The organism is Haloarcula ordinaria (assembly GCF_029338275.1).
GTDB lineage: Archaea > Halobacteriota > Halobacteria > Halobacteriales > Haloarculaceae > Haloarcula > Haloarcula ordinaria.
In genome coordinates this window covers 2,647,885-2,664,362 of the sequence record NZ_CP119789.1, presented here as the reverse complement: position 1 = coordinate 2,664,362, position 16,478 = coordinate 2,647,885, and the positions used below count along the sequence as shown (strand labels likewise).

20 protein-coding genes are annotated in these 16,478 nt (G+C 67.7%); 11 read left to right on the top strand and 9 right to left on the bottom strand.

The genetic code is table 11. From position 1 onward, the window contains the following. Positions 1-4 precede the first annotated feature (4 nt). Positions 5-1,387, bottom strand: coding sequence for a PKD domain-containing protein (locus tag P1L41_RS14040; RefSeq protein WP_276296354.1), 1,383 nt, complete (start codon positions 1,385-1,387; stop codon positions 5-7). Between the two features lie 130 nt (positions 1,388-1,517). Here P1L41_RS14040 and P1L41_RS14035 point away from each other — a divergent pair, with 130 nt between their 5' ends. Further along, positions 1,518-1,802 carry a DNA-directed RNA polymerase subunit L gene (locus tag P1L41_RS14035; protein ID WP_276296353.1) on the top strand — a complete coding sequence of 95 codons (285 nt, stop codon included), beginning with the start codon at positions 1,518-1,520 and terminating at the stop codon, positions 1,800-1,802. Between the two features lie 24 nt (positions 1,803-1,826). On the opposite strand, the gene P1L41_RS14030 is transcribed toward P1L41_RS14035, so the two are convergent. Beyond that, entirely contained in the window at positions 1,827-2,675 is an 849-nt protein-coding gene (locus P1L41_RS14030) for a hypothetical protein (protein WP_276296352.1), read from the bottom strand. A gap of 129 nt (positions 2,676-2,804) precedes the next feature. Here P1L41_RS14030 and P1L41_RS14025 point away from each other — a divergent pair, with 129 nt between their 5' ends. Further along, positions 2,805-3,128: a DUF7344 domain-containing protein gene (locus P1L41_RS14025; RefSeq protein WP_276296351.1), complete on the top strand. Its 324-nt coding sequence runs from the start codon at positions 2,805-2,807 to the stop codon at positions 3,126-3,128. Between the two features lie 52 nt (positions 3,129-3,180). On the opposite strand, the gene hisF is transcribed toward P1L41_RS14025, so the two are convergent. Further along, on the bottom strand, positions 3,181-3,996 hold the full coding sequence (gene hisF, locus P1L41_RS14020) for an imidazole glycerol phosphate synthase subunit HisF (RefSeq protein ID WP_276296350.1): 816 nt from the start codon (positions 3,994-3,996) through the stop codon (positions 3,181-3,183). Between the two features lie 398 nt (positions 3,997-4,394). Between hisF and P1L41_RS14015 the strand changes: the two genes are divergently transcribed. Together P1L41_RS14015 and P1L41_RS14010 are read left to right on the top strand one after the other, a co-directional pair. Next, entirely contained in the window at positions 4,395-5,000 is a 606-nt protein-coding gene (locus P1L41_RS14015; RefSeq protein ID WP_276296349.1) for a DUF7344 domain-containing protein, read from the top strand. 73 nt (positions 5,001-5,073) lie between these two features. Further along, positions 5,074-5,274 (top strand): DUF7550 family protein, encoded by a 201-nt coding sequence (locus P1L41_RS14010; RefSeq protein ID WP_276296348.1) that lies wholly within the window; start codon positions 5,074-5,076, stop codon positions 5,272-5,274. Positions 5,275-5,398: 124 nt separating this feature from the next. Here the strand turns inward: P1L41_RS14010 and purL are convergent, their stop codons facing one another. Further along, positions 5,399-7,561: a phosphoribosylformylglycinamidine synthase subunit PurL gene (purL, locus tag P1L41_RS14005; RefSeq protein ID WP_276296347.1), complete on the bottom strand. Its 2,163-nt coding sequence runs from the start codon at positions 7,559-7,561 to the stop codon at positions 5,399-5,401. A 181-nt stretch (positions 7,562-7,742) separates the two neighbouring features. On the opposite strand from purL, the gene P1L41_RS14000 reads away from it, so the two are divergent. Continuing rightward, positions 7,743-8,375 carry a DUF7344 domain-containing protein gene (locus P1L41_RS14000; RefSeq protein WP_276296346.1) on the top strand — a complete coding sequence of 211 codons (633 nt, stop codon included), beginning with the start codon at positions 7,743-7,745 and terminating at the stop codon, positions 8,373-8,375. Here P1L41_RS14000 and P1L41_RS13995 read toward each other — a convergent pair. From P1L41_RS13995 to P1L41_RS13975, 5 genes are all read right to left on the bottom strand, one after another. Beyond that, entirely contained in the window at positions 8,359-8,613 is a 255-nt protein-coding gene (locus tag P1L41_RS13995; protein ID WP_276296345.1) for a HalOD1 output domain-containing protein, read from the bottom strand. The genes P1L41_RS14000 and P1L41_RS13995 overlap by 17 nt on opposite strands. A gap of 205 nt (positions 8,614-8,818) precedes the next feature. Then, positions 8,819-9,100, bottom strand: a complete 282-nt coding sequence (locus P1L41_RS13990) for a glutamyl-tRNA reductase (protein ID WP_276296344.1) — start codon at positions 9,098-9,100, stop codon at positions 8,819-8,821. Positions 9,101-9,197: 97 nt separating this feature from the next. Continuing rightward, positions 9,198-9,491 carry a DUF7521 family protein gene (locus P1L41_RS13985; protein ID WP_276296343.1) on the bottom strand — a complete coding sequence of 98 codons (294 nt, stop codon included), beginning with the start codon at positions 9,489-9,491 and terminating at the stop codon, positions 9,198-9,200. 71 nt (positions 9,492-9,562) lie between these two features. After that, entirely contained in the window at positions 9,563-9,865 is a 303-nt protein-coding gene (locus P1L41_RS13980) for a DUF7521 family protein (protein ID WP_276296342.1), read from the bottom strand. Beyond that, positions 9,862-10,239 (bottom strand): helix-turn-helix domain-containing protein, encoded by a 378-nt coding sequence (locus P1L41_RS13975; protein ID WP_276296341.1) that lies wholly within the window; start codon positions 10,237-10,239, stop codon positions 9,862-9,864. The genes P1L41_RS13980 and P1L41_RS13975 overlap by 4 nt, the downstream gene beginning before the upstream one ends. A gap of 166 nt (positions 10,240-10,405) precedes the next feature. Here P1L41_RS13975 and P1L41_RS13970 point away from each other — a divergent pair, with 166 nt between their 5' ends. The 6 genes from P1L41_RS13970 (at position 10,406) to P1L41_RS13945 (ending at position 16,478) form a co-directional block, all read left to right on the top strand. Then, on the top strand, positions 10,406-10,975 hold the full coding sequence (locus P1L41_RS13970) for a hypothetical protein (RefSeq protein ID WP_276296340.1): 570 nt from the start codon (positions 10,406-10,408) through the stop codon (positions 10,973-10,975). Positions 10,976-11,039: 64 nt separating this feature from the next. Then, the gene (locus tag P1L41_RS13965) at positions 11,040-11,354 is read left to right on the top strand and encodes an Htur_1727 family rSAM-partnered candidate RiPP (protein ID WP_276296339.1); all 315 of its coding nucleotides are present in this window, start codon (positions 11,040-11,042) and stop codon (positions 11,352-11,354) included. Further along, positions 11,351-12,574, top strand: a complete 1,224-nt coding sequence (locus P1L41_RS13960) for a TIGR04347 family pseudo-SAM/SPASM protein (RefSeq protein ID WP_276296338.1) — start codon at positions 11,351-11,353, stop codon at positions 12,572-12,574. The genes P1L41_RS13965 and P1L41_RS13960 overlap by 4 nt, the downstream gene beginning before the upstream one ends. 101 nt (positions 12,575-12,675) lie before the next feature. After that, a complete protein-coding gene (locus tag P1L41_RS13955) occupies positions 12,676-14,589 on the top strand; it encodes a PAS domain-containing sensor histidine kinase (protein ID WP_276296337.1) in 1,914 nt (637 codons plus the stop codon). Positions 14,590-14,664: 75 nt separating this feature from the next. After that, complete coding sequence (locus P1L41_RS13950) at positions 14,665-15,351, top strand: PHP domain-containing protein (RefSeq protein WP_276296336.1); 687 nt, start codon at positions 14,665-14,667, stop codon at positions 15,349-15,351. After that, positions 15,351-16,478 (top strand): asparagine synthase C-terminal domain-containing protein, encoded by a 1,128-nt coding sequence (locus P1L41_RS13945; RefSeq protein WP_276296335.1) that lies wholly within the window; start codon positions 15,351-15,353, stop codon positions 16,476-16,478. The genes P1L41_RS13950 and P1L41_RS13945 overlap by 1 nt, the downstream gene beginning before the upstream one ends.

Sequence of the window (16,478 nt, the reverse complement as noted above, 5' to 3'; positions counted from 1 at the left end):
GCCGTCACCCGTCGAGTTTGTGGACGTACGCGGCCCCGGCCCCGTCCCCGTTCGGGTCCTCGTCACCGGTCGCACCGACCAGCGCTGTCGCTCCCTCGAGGGTGACCGCGACGCCGAATAGGTCATCTGCGTCCCCGTCCGGGGCGGTGAGCGTCGATTCGAGTTCCCAGCCGTCGGTGTGTCGCTCGAACCGAGCCACGTAGCCGGCCCCGTCGCCGGGCATCTCCCGGCCCTCGTGCTCGGCGTCGAAGTCCGGGCCGGCACCCCCACCGACGAGCACCGTGTCGCCGGCCACGGCGACCGCCTGGCCGAACTGGTCGCCCTCGATGCCGTCCGGGTACGTGAGTTTCGCGTCGAGTCCCCAGGTACCGTCAGCCCCGTCGAAAACGTACGCGGACCCGGCGTCCTCGCCGTTCGGGTCCTCGTCGAACGGCGCGCCCACGACCACACGCCGCCCGTCGAGGTCGAGGCTCCGACCGAACTTGTCCTGCGTGTCGCCGTCGTCGGGGACGAGCGTGGCCTGCTCGCTCCAGGTATCGTCGTCCGACACCTCGAAGACGTACACCGACCCACCCAGTCGCCCGTTGGGGTCATCGTCGAACGGCGCGCCGACGGCGACGACGGACCCGGACTGGGCCACCTCGGTGCCGAAGAGGTCGCCCTCGTCGCCGTCCGCCGGAGCGAGCGTGGCCCGCTGGGTCCAGGCGTCGTCCGCTCGTTCGAAGACGTAGGCTGCCCCTGCCTCCTCGCCGTTCTCGCTCGACGCCGCGGCCGCGCCGACGACAGCACGCGCATCGTCGAGCGCGACGGCACTGCCGAAGTTGGCTCGCCGCTGGTGGTCGTCGGGGACGAGCGTGGCCTGCTGGGTCCACTCACCGTCGCTCGTACGCTCGAAGACGTAGGCTGCACCCGCCCGCTTTCCGCCGTGGTCGCTGTCGTGAAAGGCACCGACAAGGCCGTAGTCACCGGCGATAGCGACGTCGTTTCCGAACCTGTCGTATTCGTCGCCATCCGAGAGGGTGAGCTTCGTCCCGACCGACCACTGCCCTCCCTCCCGTGCGCAGACGTAAGTGGCGCCTGACCAGCTGCCAGCGGCGGCTTCGTCGCGAATCGCACCCACGAGCGCGCTGTCTCCCGAGCAGGCGACGGCGTTTCCGAAGTTGTCGTTCTCGTCGCCGTCAGTGGGGACGAGTTTCCCGGGCGGCAGGTCGCCGGCGGCCGCCGTCGTCTCCGTGGCGGGTCTGTCCGTCGACGGAACCACCGTCTGCTTGGTGTTGCTCGGTCCGCCTGGGGCCGGGGACTCGCTCTCACACCCGGCGACGGACCCCGCGATACCCACGCCGAGGAGGTGGAGGACGTATCGGCGCGACCGTTCGGGGCTGTCCATACAGGCTTCGGTGCCGGTCCGGGCATCTGTCTTGGGATGGCTCACACCGCTGTTTGAGCGTCCGGGCCGGTTCGTCCGTGACGCGCTCGAAGCGACACGTTGATGGGTTCGAGGGCACGAATCCACCGGTATGGACCTTCGCGTCATCGATAAATCCGACACGGAACTCTCGCTCGAGATCGCCGGCGAGGACCACACGTTCATGAACGTCATCAAGGGCGCGCTCCTGGAGACAGACGGCGTGACGGCGGCGACCTACGACGTGAACCCCGAACAGTCCGGGGGGCAGACCGACCCAGTCCTGACCATCAAGACCGAGACGGACGTCGACGCGCTCGACGCCCTCGAGGACGGCACGGACCGCGTCATCTCGAAGGCCGACGCGTTCACTGACGCCTTCGAGTCGGCGGCCTGACCCCGGTTCTCCTTCTCTCCCCGCTCAGCAGAGCACGTGCGTGACGAACACGCGTCCGTCAGGGCCGACGTGGATATCGACGCCGACGTCGCCGGTTTCGGCGCCTCGATAGGGCGCGCCGCGCTCGACGTAGCTCTCGACCAGCGCCGTCGCGAGTGCCGACTCGTCGTCGAAGTCACCGACCGACTGCCCCGTTCGGTCGTAGGCCACCTCGTAGGCGACGACGCTCGGGCGTGAACAGGCCAGGCCGAATCCGTTCAGTGCCTCGCGGTCCGGCCCCTCACCGTCGCCGTAGCGAGCGTCGACGCGGGCCTTGTTGTAGTAGGCTGCGGCCTCGTCGACCGTCGCGTTCCGGGCGAGCGGGCTCCCGCCGGCGGCCCCCCGCAGCTCGTTCAACACGTCGACGTACGCGTCCTCTGTGGCGGCGAGGTCGAGGCCGCCGGCCGTGTCCGCGCTGCCGGGCGCGTCAGGAACCGCCGGCGGCGCTGTCGCGGCGTCGCCCCCGATACCCGGCAGCGAGACGAAGCCGAAGGTCGTGAGGACGATGAGCGCCAGCAGCGCCGCGACGGCGAGGTAGCCGACGACGTACTTCGCCTCGATGACGTCGCTCCACGACGTCCCTATCTCGTCGAGGGGGTCCGTCTCCGGCGGGCCGACCCGCCGCTCGAAATCCGACCCGCCACACCGCTTGCACGGCGGCCGGTTGCGCATGTGCTCGCGGCCGCAGTCCTGACAGACCCACACCGAACCGCCCGGGGCCACCTCGTCGTTCACCTGTTTGACCGCCCGCTCGTAGGTCCCGTGGCCGCAGTTGTCGCAGGGCGGGTCGTTCTCCTCGTGGGGTTTTCCGCACCACTCACACCGCCATTCCATCGAGTAACCCTTGGTGACCGAGCTACAAAGCCCTCGCGGAACCCGAAGCACCCGTGGCGTCTACAGAGTATATCCGAATGTGTGACTCTCACCAAAACTGATAAAAACGAAACTGTAGTTTATTACGATATGAGTAAGCGGACTGAGTGGCAACCGCTCTTACGCTGTCTCGAAGACCCGTTGCGACGACGCCTCCTGGTCGAATTGCTCGTAGAGGGCCAACAGACCGACGATATCGATATCCCGGAGGACATCGAGCTGGGAGGGCAGGACCGGGAGACGGCCCGGATCGAACTCGAACACGTTCACCTTCCGCTCCTGGACAAGCGGGGCTACATCGAGTGGGACCGCGACGCCGACCTCGTTACGGAGGGGCCGGCCTTCGACGAGATTCGACCACTGCTCGACCTCATCGAGTCCAACCGCGAAACCCTCCCGGACGGATGGCGGTAACGCGAACGGGACCGACCGCCTCTCTCGGCTGCTGGCGGCTCGCTACTGGCCCCTACAACCGGACAGGGATGCCCTTGCTGTCGAGGTACGCCTTCGTCTCGGCGATGGAGTACTCGCCGAAGTGGAAGATAGAGGCGGCGAGCCCAGCGTCTGCACCGGCCTCGACGAACACTTCCTCCATATCAGCCGGGCTCCCACATCCCGACGACGCGATTACGGGCGTCGAGACGGCGTCACAGACCGCCGTCATCAGCGGGATGTCGTAACCGTCCTTGGTGCCGTCGGCATCGATGGAGTTGACGAATATCTCGCCTGCCCCACGCTCTTCGGCCTCGATGGCCCAGGCAACGGCGTCGATGCCGGTGCCCTCGCGGCCCCCCTTCACTGTACACTCGAACCAGCACTGGTCCCCGTCGACCTCGACGTAGTGGTCGCCCTCGTCGTCGAAGCGGCGGCGGGCGTCGAGCGAGATGACGATGCATTGGCTCCCGAAGGCCGCCGCGCCCTCCTCGATGAGTTCCGGCCTGGCGATGGCCCCGGAGTTGATAGAGACCTTGTCCGCGCCGGCTCGGAGCGTCTCCTTGATGTCGTCCTTGGTCCGGATGCCGCCGCCGACGGTCAGCGGGATGAACACCTCGTCGGCGACCGCCGAGACCGTCTCGAGCATCGTCTCGCGCCCCTCCGCTGAGGCGGTGATGTCGAGGAAGACGAACTCGTCGGCCCCCGACTCGTTGTAGGCCTTGGCCATCTCGACCGGGTCGCCGGTGTACTCCAGGTCCTCGAAGTTGACCCCGGTGTACACCGCCGCCTCCCCGTTCTCGTCGACGTCGACGTCGATACAGGGGATGATTCTCTTGGTCAGCGTCATTGGATACCCGTGGGTTCGCCACAGGGCCGTTTGACGGTTTCGACTGGTGCAAAGGTCCGTCTGTACCGACACAGGCCGTTCCGACGACTCGAACAGGGGTTCGTGCCGATTCAGCCGCGTGAGCGTTGTGTGGCCCCGAACCCGGTTCCAGTAACCCCTACTTTCCGAACTATGCCCGCGACGTTTCACGCGCCCGGGCGAGACGTGGTGCCGTCTATGACCATTCATTCCGTTTATATATATGCTAAAACATGTGTTGCCGGGACGGACCACCCGGTCGCAGTCCATCGAATACGCCTGAATAAGCCGAGCGATACGCCCGACGGCCGGCGTGAACGGGAGCGGACTATTCTCCCTGTTGAAGTACCGGTGTGACCTATCGTTTGCCGTGACCCTCCATGGGAAGTAATGACACGCTCAGCAAACCACGTAGCCTGCAGGAGTCTCCCGTCGTCGAGACGGACGCGCGGCCGACCGCAGTGTTCGACGTCGGCGCGTCAGAACTCCCGACCGATGCCGTCTTCACACTCCTGAAAAACGAGCGACGACGGCGGGTCCTCGAACATCTCGACCAGGTCGGCGGTCCAGTCGCCCTCGGGACGCTCGCCGAGGAGATCGCCGCCCAGGAGAACGGGTCGACGGCGACCTCGGTCGGGTCTACAGAGCGAAAACGGGTCTACGTCGCGCTCTACCAGTGTCACCTGCCGAAGCTGGCCGATGCCGGCGTCGTCGAGTACGACCGCCGCGGCGGTCGGGTCGAGTTGACCGACGCCGCGCAGGACGTCCTCGTGATGGCTCGACGCCGGCCGAATCCGGCCCGCCCCTGGCACAGGTACTACGGCGGCGTCGGGAGCGGGGCGGCGTTCCTGTTCGTCGCGAACTACCTCGATCTCCTGCCGGTCCAGCTGGCGGCAAACGTCTTCAGCGCGGCCGTCGTCGCCGCCCTGCTCGTCCTCTCGACGGTCCACGGAATCGCCTCGCGGCGCCGGTCGACTGACGAGTGACCGCCCGCCACGATGCCTCCTTCCGACACGCGAATCCGACAGTTACTCGTACCCAGTAGTGAAATCCCTGGATATGGCCGACGACCACGACGACCATCACGAGGAGTCACGCCCGGACTACGACCCCGAGAACGTCGACCTGCCCGAGCGGGCGCCGCCGCTGCGCTCTACGGCGCCACAGAGCGACTTCACGATGTCGCAGGTGTTCACCGGCGCCGGCGTCGCGCTCCTCGGCCTGGTCATCACCTTCGGCATCGCGTTCGCGGTGGTCTGACGGGACGATACGCCCGTCTCATCGGTAGTCGAGCAACGTCCGATTCCCTTCTGACCGCCGCGTCCAGTTCGCCCGGTGTATAGCTCTCAGCAGCCAGCCGTGCCTGTGTGTCGACAGCGGGCGTTCAGGCCAGCTCGTCGTCGATGGTGGCACGGAGGTCGGCGATCTCGCCGGCGTGGTACTGCATGGTCTCGTCGTTGACGGTGATCTCGAGGTGGTTCGAACCGTCGGCCTCGCCCAGGACCGTCACGGGCGCGACCCCGTCGAACGCCTCCTCGATCGCCGACGGGTCCGCCGTCTCGAAGACGACGCGACCGGGCTGTTCGCCGAAGAGGAGACGCTTCCGGGTCCCCCGCTCGACCGTCTCGATTTCAATCGCTGCGCCGGCGTCCTCGTGAACCATCTCCGCAAGGGTGACCGCCAGGCCCCCGTGGCTCACGTCGTGCGAGGCGAGCACGTGGTCGGCGTCGGCCACTTCGGCGACGGTGTTGACGAACCCCTTCGGGTCGGCGTGCAGGTCGGGATACGCGTCTGTACCGCCGAAGAGGGCGCAGTACTCCGACCCGCCCAGTTTCGGGTCGGCGTCGCCGTCGAGCGCGTGGTCGCCGACCACGACGAGCGTGCCCTCGCCGGACAGCGACATCGGTGGGGCCTCGTACCCCTCCTTGACGCCGACCATCGCGAGCGTCGGCGTCGGCGGAATCGGGCCGGCCTGCGAGTCGTTGTACAGCGAGACGTTGCCGCCGACGACGGGGACGTCTAGGTCGGCACACATGTCCGCCAGGCCGTCGACGATGCCCTTGAATCCGCCGTAGACGTCCGGTTTCTCGGGGTTGCCGCCGTTCAGACAGTCGACGGCGGCGTGGGGCGTCGCGCCTTTCGCGGCGACGTTGGTGGCGTTCTCCAGGGCGACGGCGCGAGCGCCGTCGTAGGGTGCCGCTTCGGTCCAGTTGGGGTCGGCGCCCGCGGAGAAGGCCAGGCCCGTGCCGGCCTCACGGATGGCCAGCAGGGCGGCGTCGTCGCCCGGCAGAACGCTCGTGCGGACCTGGACCTCGTGGTCGTACTGGCGGTAGACCCACCGTTTCGAGGCCGTGTTCGGGCTGGCGACGATGCGCTCGAAGGCCTCGGTGAGGTTCACGGTCGGGAGGTCCCGCTCCTGTGTCGGGGGTTCCTCGGCGGGCAGGTCGTTCATCGGGGCGCCGTCGCCCAGGAACGCCGCCTCGACGTCGACGACCGTCTCGTCCTGGAAGGTGCAGACGTAGTTCGTCCCCGGTTCGGTGAGTTCGCCGATGACCGAACAGCCCAGGTCGTAGCGCTCGGCGAGTTCCGCGACGCGGTCGACGTTTCTAGGTTCGACCTCGTACACCATCCGCTCCTGGCTCTCGGCCAGCAGAATCTCCATCGCGTTCATGTTCGGTTCGCGCTGGTGGACGCGGTCGAGTTCGATCTTCGCGCCGAGACCGCCCTTCGCGACCAGTTCCGAGGATGCGCCACCGAGCCCCGCGGCCCCGAGGTCCCGAGCCGACTCCACGAGGGATTCGTCCAGCAGGGCCTCGTTGCACTCGATGAGCAGTTTCTCGCTGTAGGGGTCGCCGACCTGGACCGCGGGCCGGTCCTCGGTCTCGGCGTCCTCGGCGAGGTCCTCGCTGGCGAATGACGCCCCGCCGAGGCCGTCCCGTCCCGTCGAGTTCCCGACGAGCACGAGCTTGTTGCCCGGTTCCTGAGCCTCGGCGGTGAGCGTCCGCTCGGGTTCCAGCAGGCCGATGCAGGAGACGTTCACGAGCGGGTTGCCCTCGTAGCCGTCGTGGAAGGCCACGGAGCCGGCGACCGTCGGGACGCCGATGCAGTTCCCGTAGTGGGAGATGCCCTCGACGACGCCCTCGAAGAGATAGCGGGAGTGTTCGCGCTCGAAGTCACCGAAGTACAGGCTGTCCGCGAGCGCGATGGGGTAGGCACCCATCGAGAGCGTGTCGCGGACGATGCCGCCGACGCCGGTCGCGGCCCCGTCGAACGGGTCGACGTACGAGGGGTGGTTGTGCGACTCGATGCCCATCGTGATGTACATCTCCTCGCCGTCGTGGGCCGGCAGGGAGACGACGGCGGCGTCGTCGCCGGGGCCGATGACGACCTGGTCGCCCTCGGAGTCGAACGCCGAGAGGAGCGGCCGCGAGGAGCGATACGCGCAGTGTTCACTCCAGAGGTTCTCGAAGAGGGCCGCCTCGGCCCGGGTGGGCTCCCGGTCGAGTTCGTCGACCACGATGTCGTGGTCCGCGTCGGACAGGCTCATTACCGGCCAGTCGCTCCCGCCCGGCTAAATTGCTTTCCATGCGCCGGCGTACCGGTGCGTCGGGTGAGTGGCACCAGCAACGCGCCCGCTCCGGCAGCGAGTACCACCGCCGTCGACGCGCGCCCCGATACCTCATATTTCCGGCAGCGTACCCAAGAGGATATACTTGCGATAGGTCCTCATGGGTAGCACAGGCAAGGGTAGTCGGGTCGACTCCCGTCTCGTCGCAGGCGTCCTCGCTGACGCCCAACAGCGGCGAATCCTCTCCCTCGTCGCGGACGGCGCCGCCCCGCTCACGGAACGAGACCTTGCGGTGGCGCTCGCCGCCCGCGAGGAGCGAAAGCCGACGGCGCAGGTGACCAGCGAGGAACGTCGCGCTCGCCGGCTGCGCCTCCATCACCAGAAACTGCCGAAACTGGAGTCCGTCGGCCTCATCGTCCGGTCGTCCGACGGCGTCAGACTCGTCCCGTCGTTCCCCGTCGACCTGTCCGAGTTCGGTGTCCCGCTCCCGTCGCCGGAGCAGACGGACGACCCTCGCTGGGACCTCGTGGCCGCGCTGGTCGCTCGGCCCTACCGGCAGTACATCGTCTCGTCGCTCGCCGAGGCGCCCGGCTCGCTGACGCTGGGCCAGGTCACCGAACGGCTGCTCGACGCCGACGAGACTGACCTGACCCGCGCCGAGGTCGGCGCGAAAGCACTACAGACACGACTCCACCACGTTGACCTGCCGAAACTGGCGGCCCTCGACGTGCTGTCCTACGACGCCGCGGACAAGACGGTGCGCGCGGAACGCGCGCTCACTGCTGTTCGGTGAGGTAGATCCGGTCGGGTTCGACCGAGACGTCGAACCCCTCGTAGGAGAACTCGAGTGCCTCGACGCCCGGCGCCTCGAACAGCTGGTCAAGGGCATGCACGTCGATGGTGTCCTGTAGCGGCGCGAGGTCGAGGACCTCGCATCCTTTCTCGGCCGCGACGCACCTGAGTACGGCGTCGCCAGGACTCTCCCCGGCACCAACGCGGAACCCTTCGCTTCCCCCACTTGAGGTGGTCATCGTTTCGTATCGGAACCACAAGTCCGGCTCACTTTAATCACTCGAATTCGTTGAAACCACGGGCTAGCGGGTCTGTGACGAGGTAGTATACATATAGTGATACCGCCAGCTCACCCCACCGATTCCTCGGCTTCGACTGACTCGCGCTCGTCCGGCATCCCGCCGAGGACGGCTGCTGGGGCGCACCTCGACACAGTCCCGAACGCTACCCGAACAGCTCGATCGCCGTCTCGACGGTATCGGCGTCGTCGGTCCGGCCGGCGTCTCGCAGACTCGAACGGGGGACTGCGAGCAGGCGCTCGACGAGGCGCTCGCTCAACTGCTCGACGACCTGCCGCTGGGCGTCGGTCAGCTCGCCGTCGGCGCACAGTTGGTCCAGCGCCTGCTCTAACTGGACGGCCCTGACTGTGGCCCCGCGGTCGTTCATCTGCTCGACGGCCTGTTCCACGTCCGGCGTCGGCTCCGTCGTCTCGTCTGTTCCTGTCATCGGTTCCGGATTTCTGTCGACGTCTCATCGGTCGTCGTACGGTCAGCGGCTGTGGGTCAGGCGGGCAGCGGGTCTCGCGCGGGTAGTACGATACTGTTCATCCCCGGGTCGGTTGCTCGGTGTACAGCGAGTAGGTGAGGACGACGAACCCGGCCGCGGTGAAGACGCTCTCGACGGCCACGCTCGTCGCGACCGGGACGTCCAGCACCTGGTGGAGGCTCCCCGCGAACACCGCGCCGGCGGTCACGAAACTGATACCGACCCACAGGGCTCGCATCGCCGGCGACGCGGTCCGTCGGTACGCCTGGAAGGTCAGGTACGTGAGGACCGCCCCGCAGAGCAGCGTCACCGTCTTGGCAGCGACCAGCAGGACTGTGCTCGTGTCGACCATCGTAGCGGGACGATGGATATGGGCCACTATATAAACAGCCCAGTATTTTTAGGCTGTGGGAATCCCCCCGCTCACCGAACGTACAGCGAGTAGAGGATGATACCGAGGCCGATCGCCGTCATCGAACTGGAGACGAACACGCTCGTGCTGATGAGCTCGGTGTTCAGGAACTCCCCGACGACGATGTCGAGCACGCCCCCGAGAATCGCCCCCAACGTGACCACCCCGAACCCGTACGTGAGCCACTTGTGCTCGGGTGACCCCGTACGCTGGTAGGCCTGATAGGAGTAGTACGTTATCAGCCCGCCGATGATGAGGATGAGCGTCTTCGAGACGACGATGCCGACCTGTGAACTGATGATGTGTGGACTCATGTCTCCTTGCGCACCTCCGACCAGAGGTTCTCGAGTCGCTGGTCTGGCGACCTGGCCCGGTGAGAGATATCGACGGCGAACGCCCGTTCCTCGTCGAGCGCGATGACGACCTCCTCGAAGTCGATGGCGTACCGGCTCGCGTGTTGCCCGTCCGAGCGGACTTCGACGCCCTCGTAGAGGAGCGAGGACTCGGTCAACAGCTCGAGCTTGCGGTACGTCGTCGAGAGCGGCACCCCGCTCTCCTCGGAGATCTTGCTCGCCGTCATCGGTTCGTCGAGGACGCTGACGATGGACCGACAGTCCTCGTCGTCCAGCGCGTCGAGGACCGTCTCGAGCTCCGGTGTGTCGTCCTCGGCGAACGGGTCCCGAACCATCCTTGCACCAATCTGACTCCGCGACCCTTTTAACCTAACCGACTCGCCGGTTGCGCGCCGGCGCAGTCGTGGGGTCTCTCCCAGCATGACCGTCATATTGTGGATGTTCGAGGCGAGCGAGCCGTGGGAACTGCTTTGATACTGTTGGGGTGCGTACAGGTCTCGTATGGTTCCAGCGCTCCCGACTCCCGTCGCACGCCTCGGCGCGGCTCTCGGGCTGTTCCAGACGTACGGCCTTCCGTTTCACTGGAACCGCGGGCCCTCGGCCGCCTGGTGGGAGCCCATCCGGCGGACTGCCTCGCGGGGTCTCGGCCGGCTGGTCGACGAGCGCTTGGGTCCGCGTCCCATCACTGCGGGCGAGTACGCTGGCTCGCTGCCGGTGTCGCTCCCTGTCGCCGAGGCCCGTCTCTGGGACGCCGGGTTCGTCCGGAACCCGTTCGCCCGGCTCAAGACACGCGATGGGGTTCCGGAGCGGGCCTCGTGGGTGCACCGCGACCGGCCGCTCGCGCGCCGGCAGCTGCACCTCATGCTCTTTCCGAACGCCGACGGGGGGACCGACGTCTACGCGCATGCCGAGCCCTCGAGCGTCAATCCGCTGCTCGCGGGGGCCCATCTGGACGGCGTGGGACAGAACGTCCGCGAGGGCGTCGAGCGCGCACGCGAGTGCCTGTCGCTCCGAACAGACGACGCCACGACGGCGGCGCCCGACGGTCCGTGGCACACGGGGCTGGAGTGACGCCGTTCTCAGGCGATGGGAACTCGGCTGACCCGTTTTTTATGGGGCTTTCTAGAAGGCTCGTATGGAACGCCTGGACAACGAGGTGGACGCCCCCCGCGGTGCGACGAGTCGGGAGTGGGAACTGTTCGTCAGCGAGGACTCGGCGGAACCGCTCACGCACGCCGGGAGCGTGAGCGCGCCGTCGGCGGACATCGCTCGCGAACAGGCGACTGCCCTGTTCGGTCACAGCGTCGAACGGCTGTGGCTCTGTCCGGCCGACGAGACGCGACGGTTCCAGACGGCCGACCAGTCGCTCGTGGCGACAGACGCGGGCGGGGAGACGACGATGGACCGCGAGGAGATGGCCGCCGAGACGCTCCGGGGTGAGGACGGATGATCTCGGTCTCGAAACTCCTCTGTGACTTAGACGCCGAGGGCGACGGGCTGCGCTACGACGCCGCCGACGAGTCAACCAAGTCCCAGATTCGCGACGAGAAACAGCGCCGTCCGGTCGTGGTCTGGAACGTCACCAAGCAGTGCAACCTCTACTGCGACCACTGTTACGCGGCCGCCGACACCGACATCGCCGACGGTGAACTCTCGACGGCCGAAGGGAAGGCGCTGCTGGAGGACCTCGCCGACTACGGCGCGCCGGTGGTCCTCTTCTCCGGCGGCGAACCGCTCGTCAGACAGGACCTGGAGGAACTGGTCGCCTACGCGAACGAGGTGGGCGTCCGTCCGGTCCTCTCGACCAACGGGACCCTCATCACCGAAGAGCGCGCCGCCTCGCTGAAGGACGCCGGGCTGAAGTACGCCGGCGTCTCCGTCGACGGCCTCCCCGAACGGAACGACGACTTCCGGGGGCTCGACGGCGCCTTCGAGGGCGCGATCCGTGGAATCGAGAACTGTCTGGACGCCGGCCTCAAGACCGGCCTCCGCTACACCATCACCGAGCGTAACGCTCCCGACCTGGAGGGCGTCGTCGACCTGCTGACCGACGTGGGCGTCGACCGCTTCTGTTTCTACCACCTGGACTACGGCGGCCGCGGGACCGAAATCGTCGACGCCGACCTCACGCCCGAGGACCGCCGGGCTGCGGTGAAACGCGTCTGTGACATGACCCGCGGGTACCACGACCGGGGCGAGGAGATCGAGACGCTGCTCGTGGGCAACTACGCCGACGCAGCCTACCTCGTGGAGTACGCCCGCGAGCACATGAGCGAGGTCCAGGCCCGGCGCGTCTACGACTACCTCCAGGTCAACGGCGGCGACCCGACGGGCGAGCGGGTCGCCGACGTCGACTACCAGGGGAACGTCCACCTCACGCAGTTCTGGCAGGGGTACTCGCTGGGCAACGTCCGGGACCGCTCCTTCGGCGCCATCTGGGAGGACGACTCGAACCCGCTCCTGCGCCAGCTCCGGAACCGCGAGGACCACCTGACGGGCAAGTGCGCCGACTGTCAGTACGCCGGCGTCTGTCGTGGGGCGTCGCGACTCCGTGCGCTCACTACCGAGGACGACCTGTTCGCGCCCGACCCGCAGTGTTATCTGACAGACGACGAGGTCCGACCCACGGAGCCGTTCGCCGACGTACCGACCGGGCATCCAGCCGACTGAGCACGTTCTCCTCCTCGCCCGCATCTCGGGATTCGCCGGCGGGAATCTGCCCCCACTGTTAGAACGCAAACATTAAAGTGCTACACAGATAATTCCTGGCAGTGGTTCAGGAATGGGATGGCGCTGACTGGGGGCAGTCAGAATCGAACGTTCTCGAACGGGCCATCGAGGGGGCGATGGACGGCGTCGCGATACTCGGCCCGGACGGGCGCTACGCCACGGTCAACCAAACCCACGCTGAACTCTACGGATACGAGGACCCCGAGGCGATGGTCGGCGAATCCTGGCAGACCTGCTACGAAGAGCCTGAACTGGAACGCTTCCAGGAGGAGGTGCTGCCGGAGACGTACGACGAGGGCGCCTGGCGCGGCGAGGCCGTCGGCGTGCGTACCGACGGAACCGAGTTCGAACAGGAGCTGTCACTGACGACGTTCGACGACGACGGTCTGATATGTGTCGTCCGCGACATCTCCGACCGCGTCGAGCGAAAAGGGGAACTCAAGTCGACGACGTCGCTGCTGTCGAAGCTCGTCGAGAACATCCCCGTCGGTATCCTCGCCGAGAACGCCGACCGCGAGGTCCTGTTCGCCAACGAGCGGTTCTGTACCCTCCTGGATATCGACGCCGACCCGCAGGAACTCGTCGGCACGGACTGTGCCAACGCGGCCCGCCGGTACAAGCACCTGTTCACCGACCCCGACCGGTTCGTCGAACAGACCGACGAGTCGGTCGAAAACTCGGTCCCCGTCGAGCAGGAGTCGTTCGACCTCGTGGACGGCCGGACGCTCGAACGGAGCGCGATACCGGTCGACCTGGACGGCGACACCCCTGGTCACCTCTGGGTCTACCGCGACGTTACCAGGCGAACACGGTACGAGCGGCGGCTCAACGACCTCCACGAGACGACGCGGGAACTGATGATGCTGTCCTCCCCGCCGGAGATCGCGTCGCTCGCCAGCGAGGCGGTGACCGACCTGCTGGACCTCCCACTGAACGGATTCCATCTCTACGACGAGCGCACCGGCGAGCTCGTGCCGGTCGCCTGGTCGGAGACCGCCGAAGCCGTCGTCGGCGTTCCACCGACGTTCTCTAAGGGCGAGGGACTGGTGTGGGAGACGTTCGAGGCCGGCGAGCCGAGGGTGTTCGACGACCTCCAGGCCGTCGACGGCGTCTACAACCCCGAGACGGAGATCCGAAGCGAGATCCAGCTCCCGCTTGGCTCGCACGGAATCTTCGTCGTCGGCGCACGTGAGCCCGGCGCGTTCGACGAGACCGACGTCTCGCTGGCGAAGCTGTTCGCGACGAACATCGAGACCGCGCTCGACCGGGCAGCCGACGAACGGGCGCTCAAACAGCGGGAACGGGAGCTCCAGCAGCGCAACGACCAGCTCAACCAGTTCGCGAACGTGCTGTCACACGACCTCAGAAACCCGCTGAACGTGGCCAGTGGCCGGGTCGAACTGCTTGATGTCGACTCGGACGACGACAACCTCGAGGCGATTCGTCGGGCCCACTCGCGGATGGAGGCGCTCATCGACGACACCCTGACGCTGGCCCGGCATGGGGACCCCATCGGCAAGACCACCGCCGTTCCCGTCGCGGACACCGCGCGGGCGGCGTGGTCACAGGTCGAGACGCCCGACGCACGGCTCGAGGTCGACCTGGATATCGAGCTCGACGCCGACCAGAGCCGCCTTCAACAGCTGTTCGAGAACCTCTTCCGAAACGCGGCCGAACACGGTGGGGCGGGTGTGACCGTCCGGGTTGGCGAGCTCGACGACGGCGCTGGTTTCTACGTCGAGGACGACGGCGTCGGTATCCCCCCGGACGACCGTGCGTCGGTTTTCGACCACGGGTTCTCGACGACCGCCGACGGGACCGGGTTCGGCCTCGCTATCGTGCAACAGATTGTGCACGCCCACGACTGGGAGATTGCCGTCGCTGCGTCGGAGTCGGGGGGTGCCCGGTTCGAAATCCGCGGCGGGGACCGTCGCGGCGAGCACTGGACGGACTGAGCGCCCCGAGGCCCACGAGTTTTCCACCGCGAGCGTATCGGGGCGCTTTTGCCGGGCCATTGCGTAGGAACTCCCGTGCTGTCGGTCGAGCTCCACACGCATTCGTCGCTGTCCTACGACGGTCGTGACTCCGTCGAACTCCTTTTAGAGCAGGCCAGCGCCGTCGGGCTGGACGCGCTGGCGGTCACCGACCACGACGAGATAGACGCGAGCCTCCGGGCGGCCGAACTGGCTCCCGAGTACGACCTCGTCGGGATTCCGGGCATGGAGGTCACCTGCGCGGCCGGCCACGTCCTCGCGCTGGGCATCCGTGAGGCGATTCCACAGGGCCTGCCCTTCGGCGAGACGCTCGACCGCATCCGCGACCAGGGCGGCCTCGCGGTCGTCCCCCACCCGTTCCAGGAGTCGCGCCACGGTGTCCTCGAACACATCACGAAGGACGAACTCGCGACGGCCGACGCGATAGAGGTGTACAACTCGCGGCTGCTGACCGGCCGGTCGAACCGCCAGGCCGAACGCTTCGCCCGCCGCCGCGGCCTGCCGATGACCGCCGGGAGCGACGCTCACATCGCCGAGATGGTCGGGCAGGCGGTCACGAACGTCGACGCGGACGACCGCTCCGTCGCGGCCATCCTCGCGGCTATCGAGGACGGCCGAACCACCGTCGAGGGGGAGCGAACCCCGTGGCGCATCAGCTTCCGGCAGGCCGCCGGGGGTGCGAAGCGCCGCGTCGTCAACCGCCTCTCGACCTACCTGGACTGATGCAGGGCGCCGACGCCGACGTCGTCCGGGCCGCACTCGACTCCGGCGAGCCACTGCCAGGGACCGGCGGGTTCGCCGGTGACCTCGGTGATACGCTCGTCCGCGACGTGCTCGGTCGATACCCGCTGTTCGTCGAAGGCGACGCCCCGTCGCCGGGGCCACTCGCTGAGGCCGACTGGAGTCACGACCCGACCGACCTCGAGGCGCCGGAACGATTCTCCGCGGGGCACGTCCGAGACGCCGATGGGACCCGGTCGGTGTGGTCGCTACCCGACCTGTCACCGTACGAGAACCGCGAGACGGCCGTCGCGGCAGTCCGCGAGGCCGTCGAGGGGCGCATCGACGACGTCGACAGCGAAGGGCTGGCCATCGCCTTCTCCGGTGGCGTCGACTCGGCCCTGCTCGCCGCCCGCCTCGACGCGCCGCTGTACGTCGCCGGCTTCCCCGAGAGCCACGACGTCGAGGCGGCCCGGGCCGCGGCCGACGCGCTCGACCGCGACCTCACCGTCGTGGAACTGACACACGACGCGCTCGAACGGGCGGTCCCCGAACTCGTCGCGGCGACGGGGCGCACGAACGCGATGGCGATTCAGATCGCCCTCCCGCTGTATCTCACCGCCGAGCGGGTCGCAGCGGACGGGTTCGACCGTCTCGCCGTCGGCCAGGGGGCCGACGAGCTGTTCGGCGGCTACGCGAAAGTGGCCAAGGCACCTGACGACCCTCGTGTCCAGGCCGACACGATCCGCGGGGCGCAGCGCGAGGTGGTCGCCACGCTCCCCGACCAGCTCGAACGGGACGTCCTCGCGCTGCGGGCGGCGGGCGTCGAACCGGTCGCCCCGTTGTTGCACGACGACGTGGTCCGGTCGGCCCTCAGACTCGACGACGCGATGCTGGTCGACGGCGAGACGCGCAAGTGGGCACTCCGCCAGGCGGCACTCGGGTCGCTCCCCGAAACCATCGCGATGCGTGACAAGAAAGCCGCACAGTACGGGTCACTCGCCGCACGTGAGCTCGACCGGCTGGCCCGCCAGGCCGGCTACAAGCGCCGGATGGACGACCACGTCACCCAGTACGTCGAGTCGCTGGCGCCGGAGCCGCCGTCGTTCCGACGCCGCGACGCTCGGTGA

Excerpts from the sequence above, each read along its gene's own strand:
- P1L41_RS13980 (WP_276296342.1), bottom strand. The coding sequence starts at position 9,865 with ATGAGTCCACACATCATCAGTTCACAGGTCGGCATCGTCGTCTCGAAG.
- P1L41_RS13945 (WP_276296335.1), top strand. The coding sequence starts at position 15,351 with ATGCAGGGCGCCGACGCCGACGTCGTCCGGGCCGCACTCGACTCCGGC.
- P1L41_RS14010 (WP_276296348.1), top strand. The coding sequence starts at position 5,074 with ATGGCCGACGACCACGACGACCATCACGAGGAGTCACGCCCGGACTAC.
- P1L41_RS14015 (WP_276296349.1), top strand. The coding sequence starts at position 4,395 with ATGGGAAGTAATGACACGCTCAGCAAACCACGTAGCCTGCAGGAGTCT.
- purL (WP_276296347.1), bottom strand. The coding sequence starts at position 7,561 with ATGAGCCTGTCCGACGCGGACCACGACATCGTGGTCGACGAACTCGAC.
- P1L41_RS13960 (WP_276296338.1), top strand. The coding sequence starts at position 11,351 with ATGATCTCGGTCTCGAAACTCCTCTGTGACTTAGACGCCGAGGGCGAC.
- P1L41_RS13995 (WP_276296345.1), bottom strand. The coding sequence starts at position 8,613 with ATGACCACCTCAAGTGGGGGAAGCGAAGGGTTCCGCGTTGGTGCCGGG.
- P1L41_RS13985 (WP_276296343.1), bottom strand. The coding sequence starts at position 9,491 with ATGGTCGACACGAGCACAGTCCTGCTGGTCGCTGCCAAGACGGTGACG.
- P1L41_RS14035 (WP_276296353.1), top strand. The coding sequence starts at position 1,518 with ATGGACCTTCGCGTCATCGATAAATCCGACACGGAACTCTCGCTCGAG.
- hisF (WP_276296350.1), bottom strand. The coding sequence starts at position 3,996 with ATGACGCTGACCAAGAGAATCATCCCCTGTATCGACGTCGACGTCGAC.
- P1L41_RS14025 (WP_276296351.1), top strand. The coding sequence starts at position 2,805 with ATGAGTAAGCGGACTGAGTGGCAACCGCTCTTACGCTGTCTCGAAGAC.
- P1L41_RS13970 (WP_276296340.1), top strand. The coding sequence starts at position 10,406 with ATGGTTCCAGCGCTCCCGACTCCCGTCGCACGCCTCGGCGCGGCTCTC.
- P1L41_RS14040 (WP_276296354.1), bottom strand. The coding sequence starts at position 1,387 with ATGGACAGCCCCGAACGGTCGCGCCGATACGTCCTCCACCTCCTCGGC.
- P1L41_RS13975 (WP_276296341.1), bottom strand. The coding sequence starts at position 10,239 with ATGGTTCGGGACCCGTTCGCCGAGGACGACACACCGGAGCTCGAGACG.
- P1L41_RS13990 (WP_276296344.1), bottom strand. The coding sequence starts at position 9,100 with ATGACAGGAACAGACGAGACGACGGAGCCGACGCCGGACGTGGAACAG.
- P1L41_RS14000 (WP_276296346.1), top strand. The coding sequence starts at position 7,743 with ATGGGTAGCACAGGCAAGGGTAGTCGGGTCGACTCCCGTCTCGTCGCA.
- P1L41_RS13965 (WP_276296339.1), top strand. The coding sequence starts at position 11,040 with ATGGAACGCCTGGACAACGAGGTGGACGCCCCCCGCGGTGCGACGAGT.
- P1L41_RS14030 (WP_276296352.1), bottom strand. The coding sequence starts at position 2,675 with ATGGAATGGCGGTGTGAGTGGTGCGGAAAACCCCACGAGGAGAACGAC.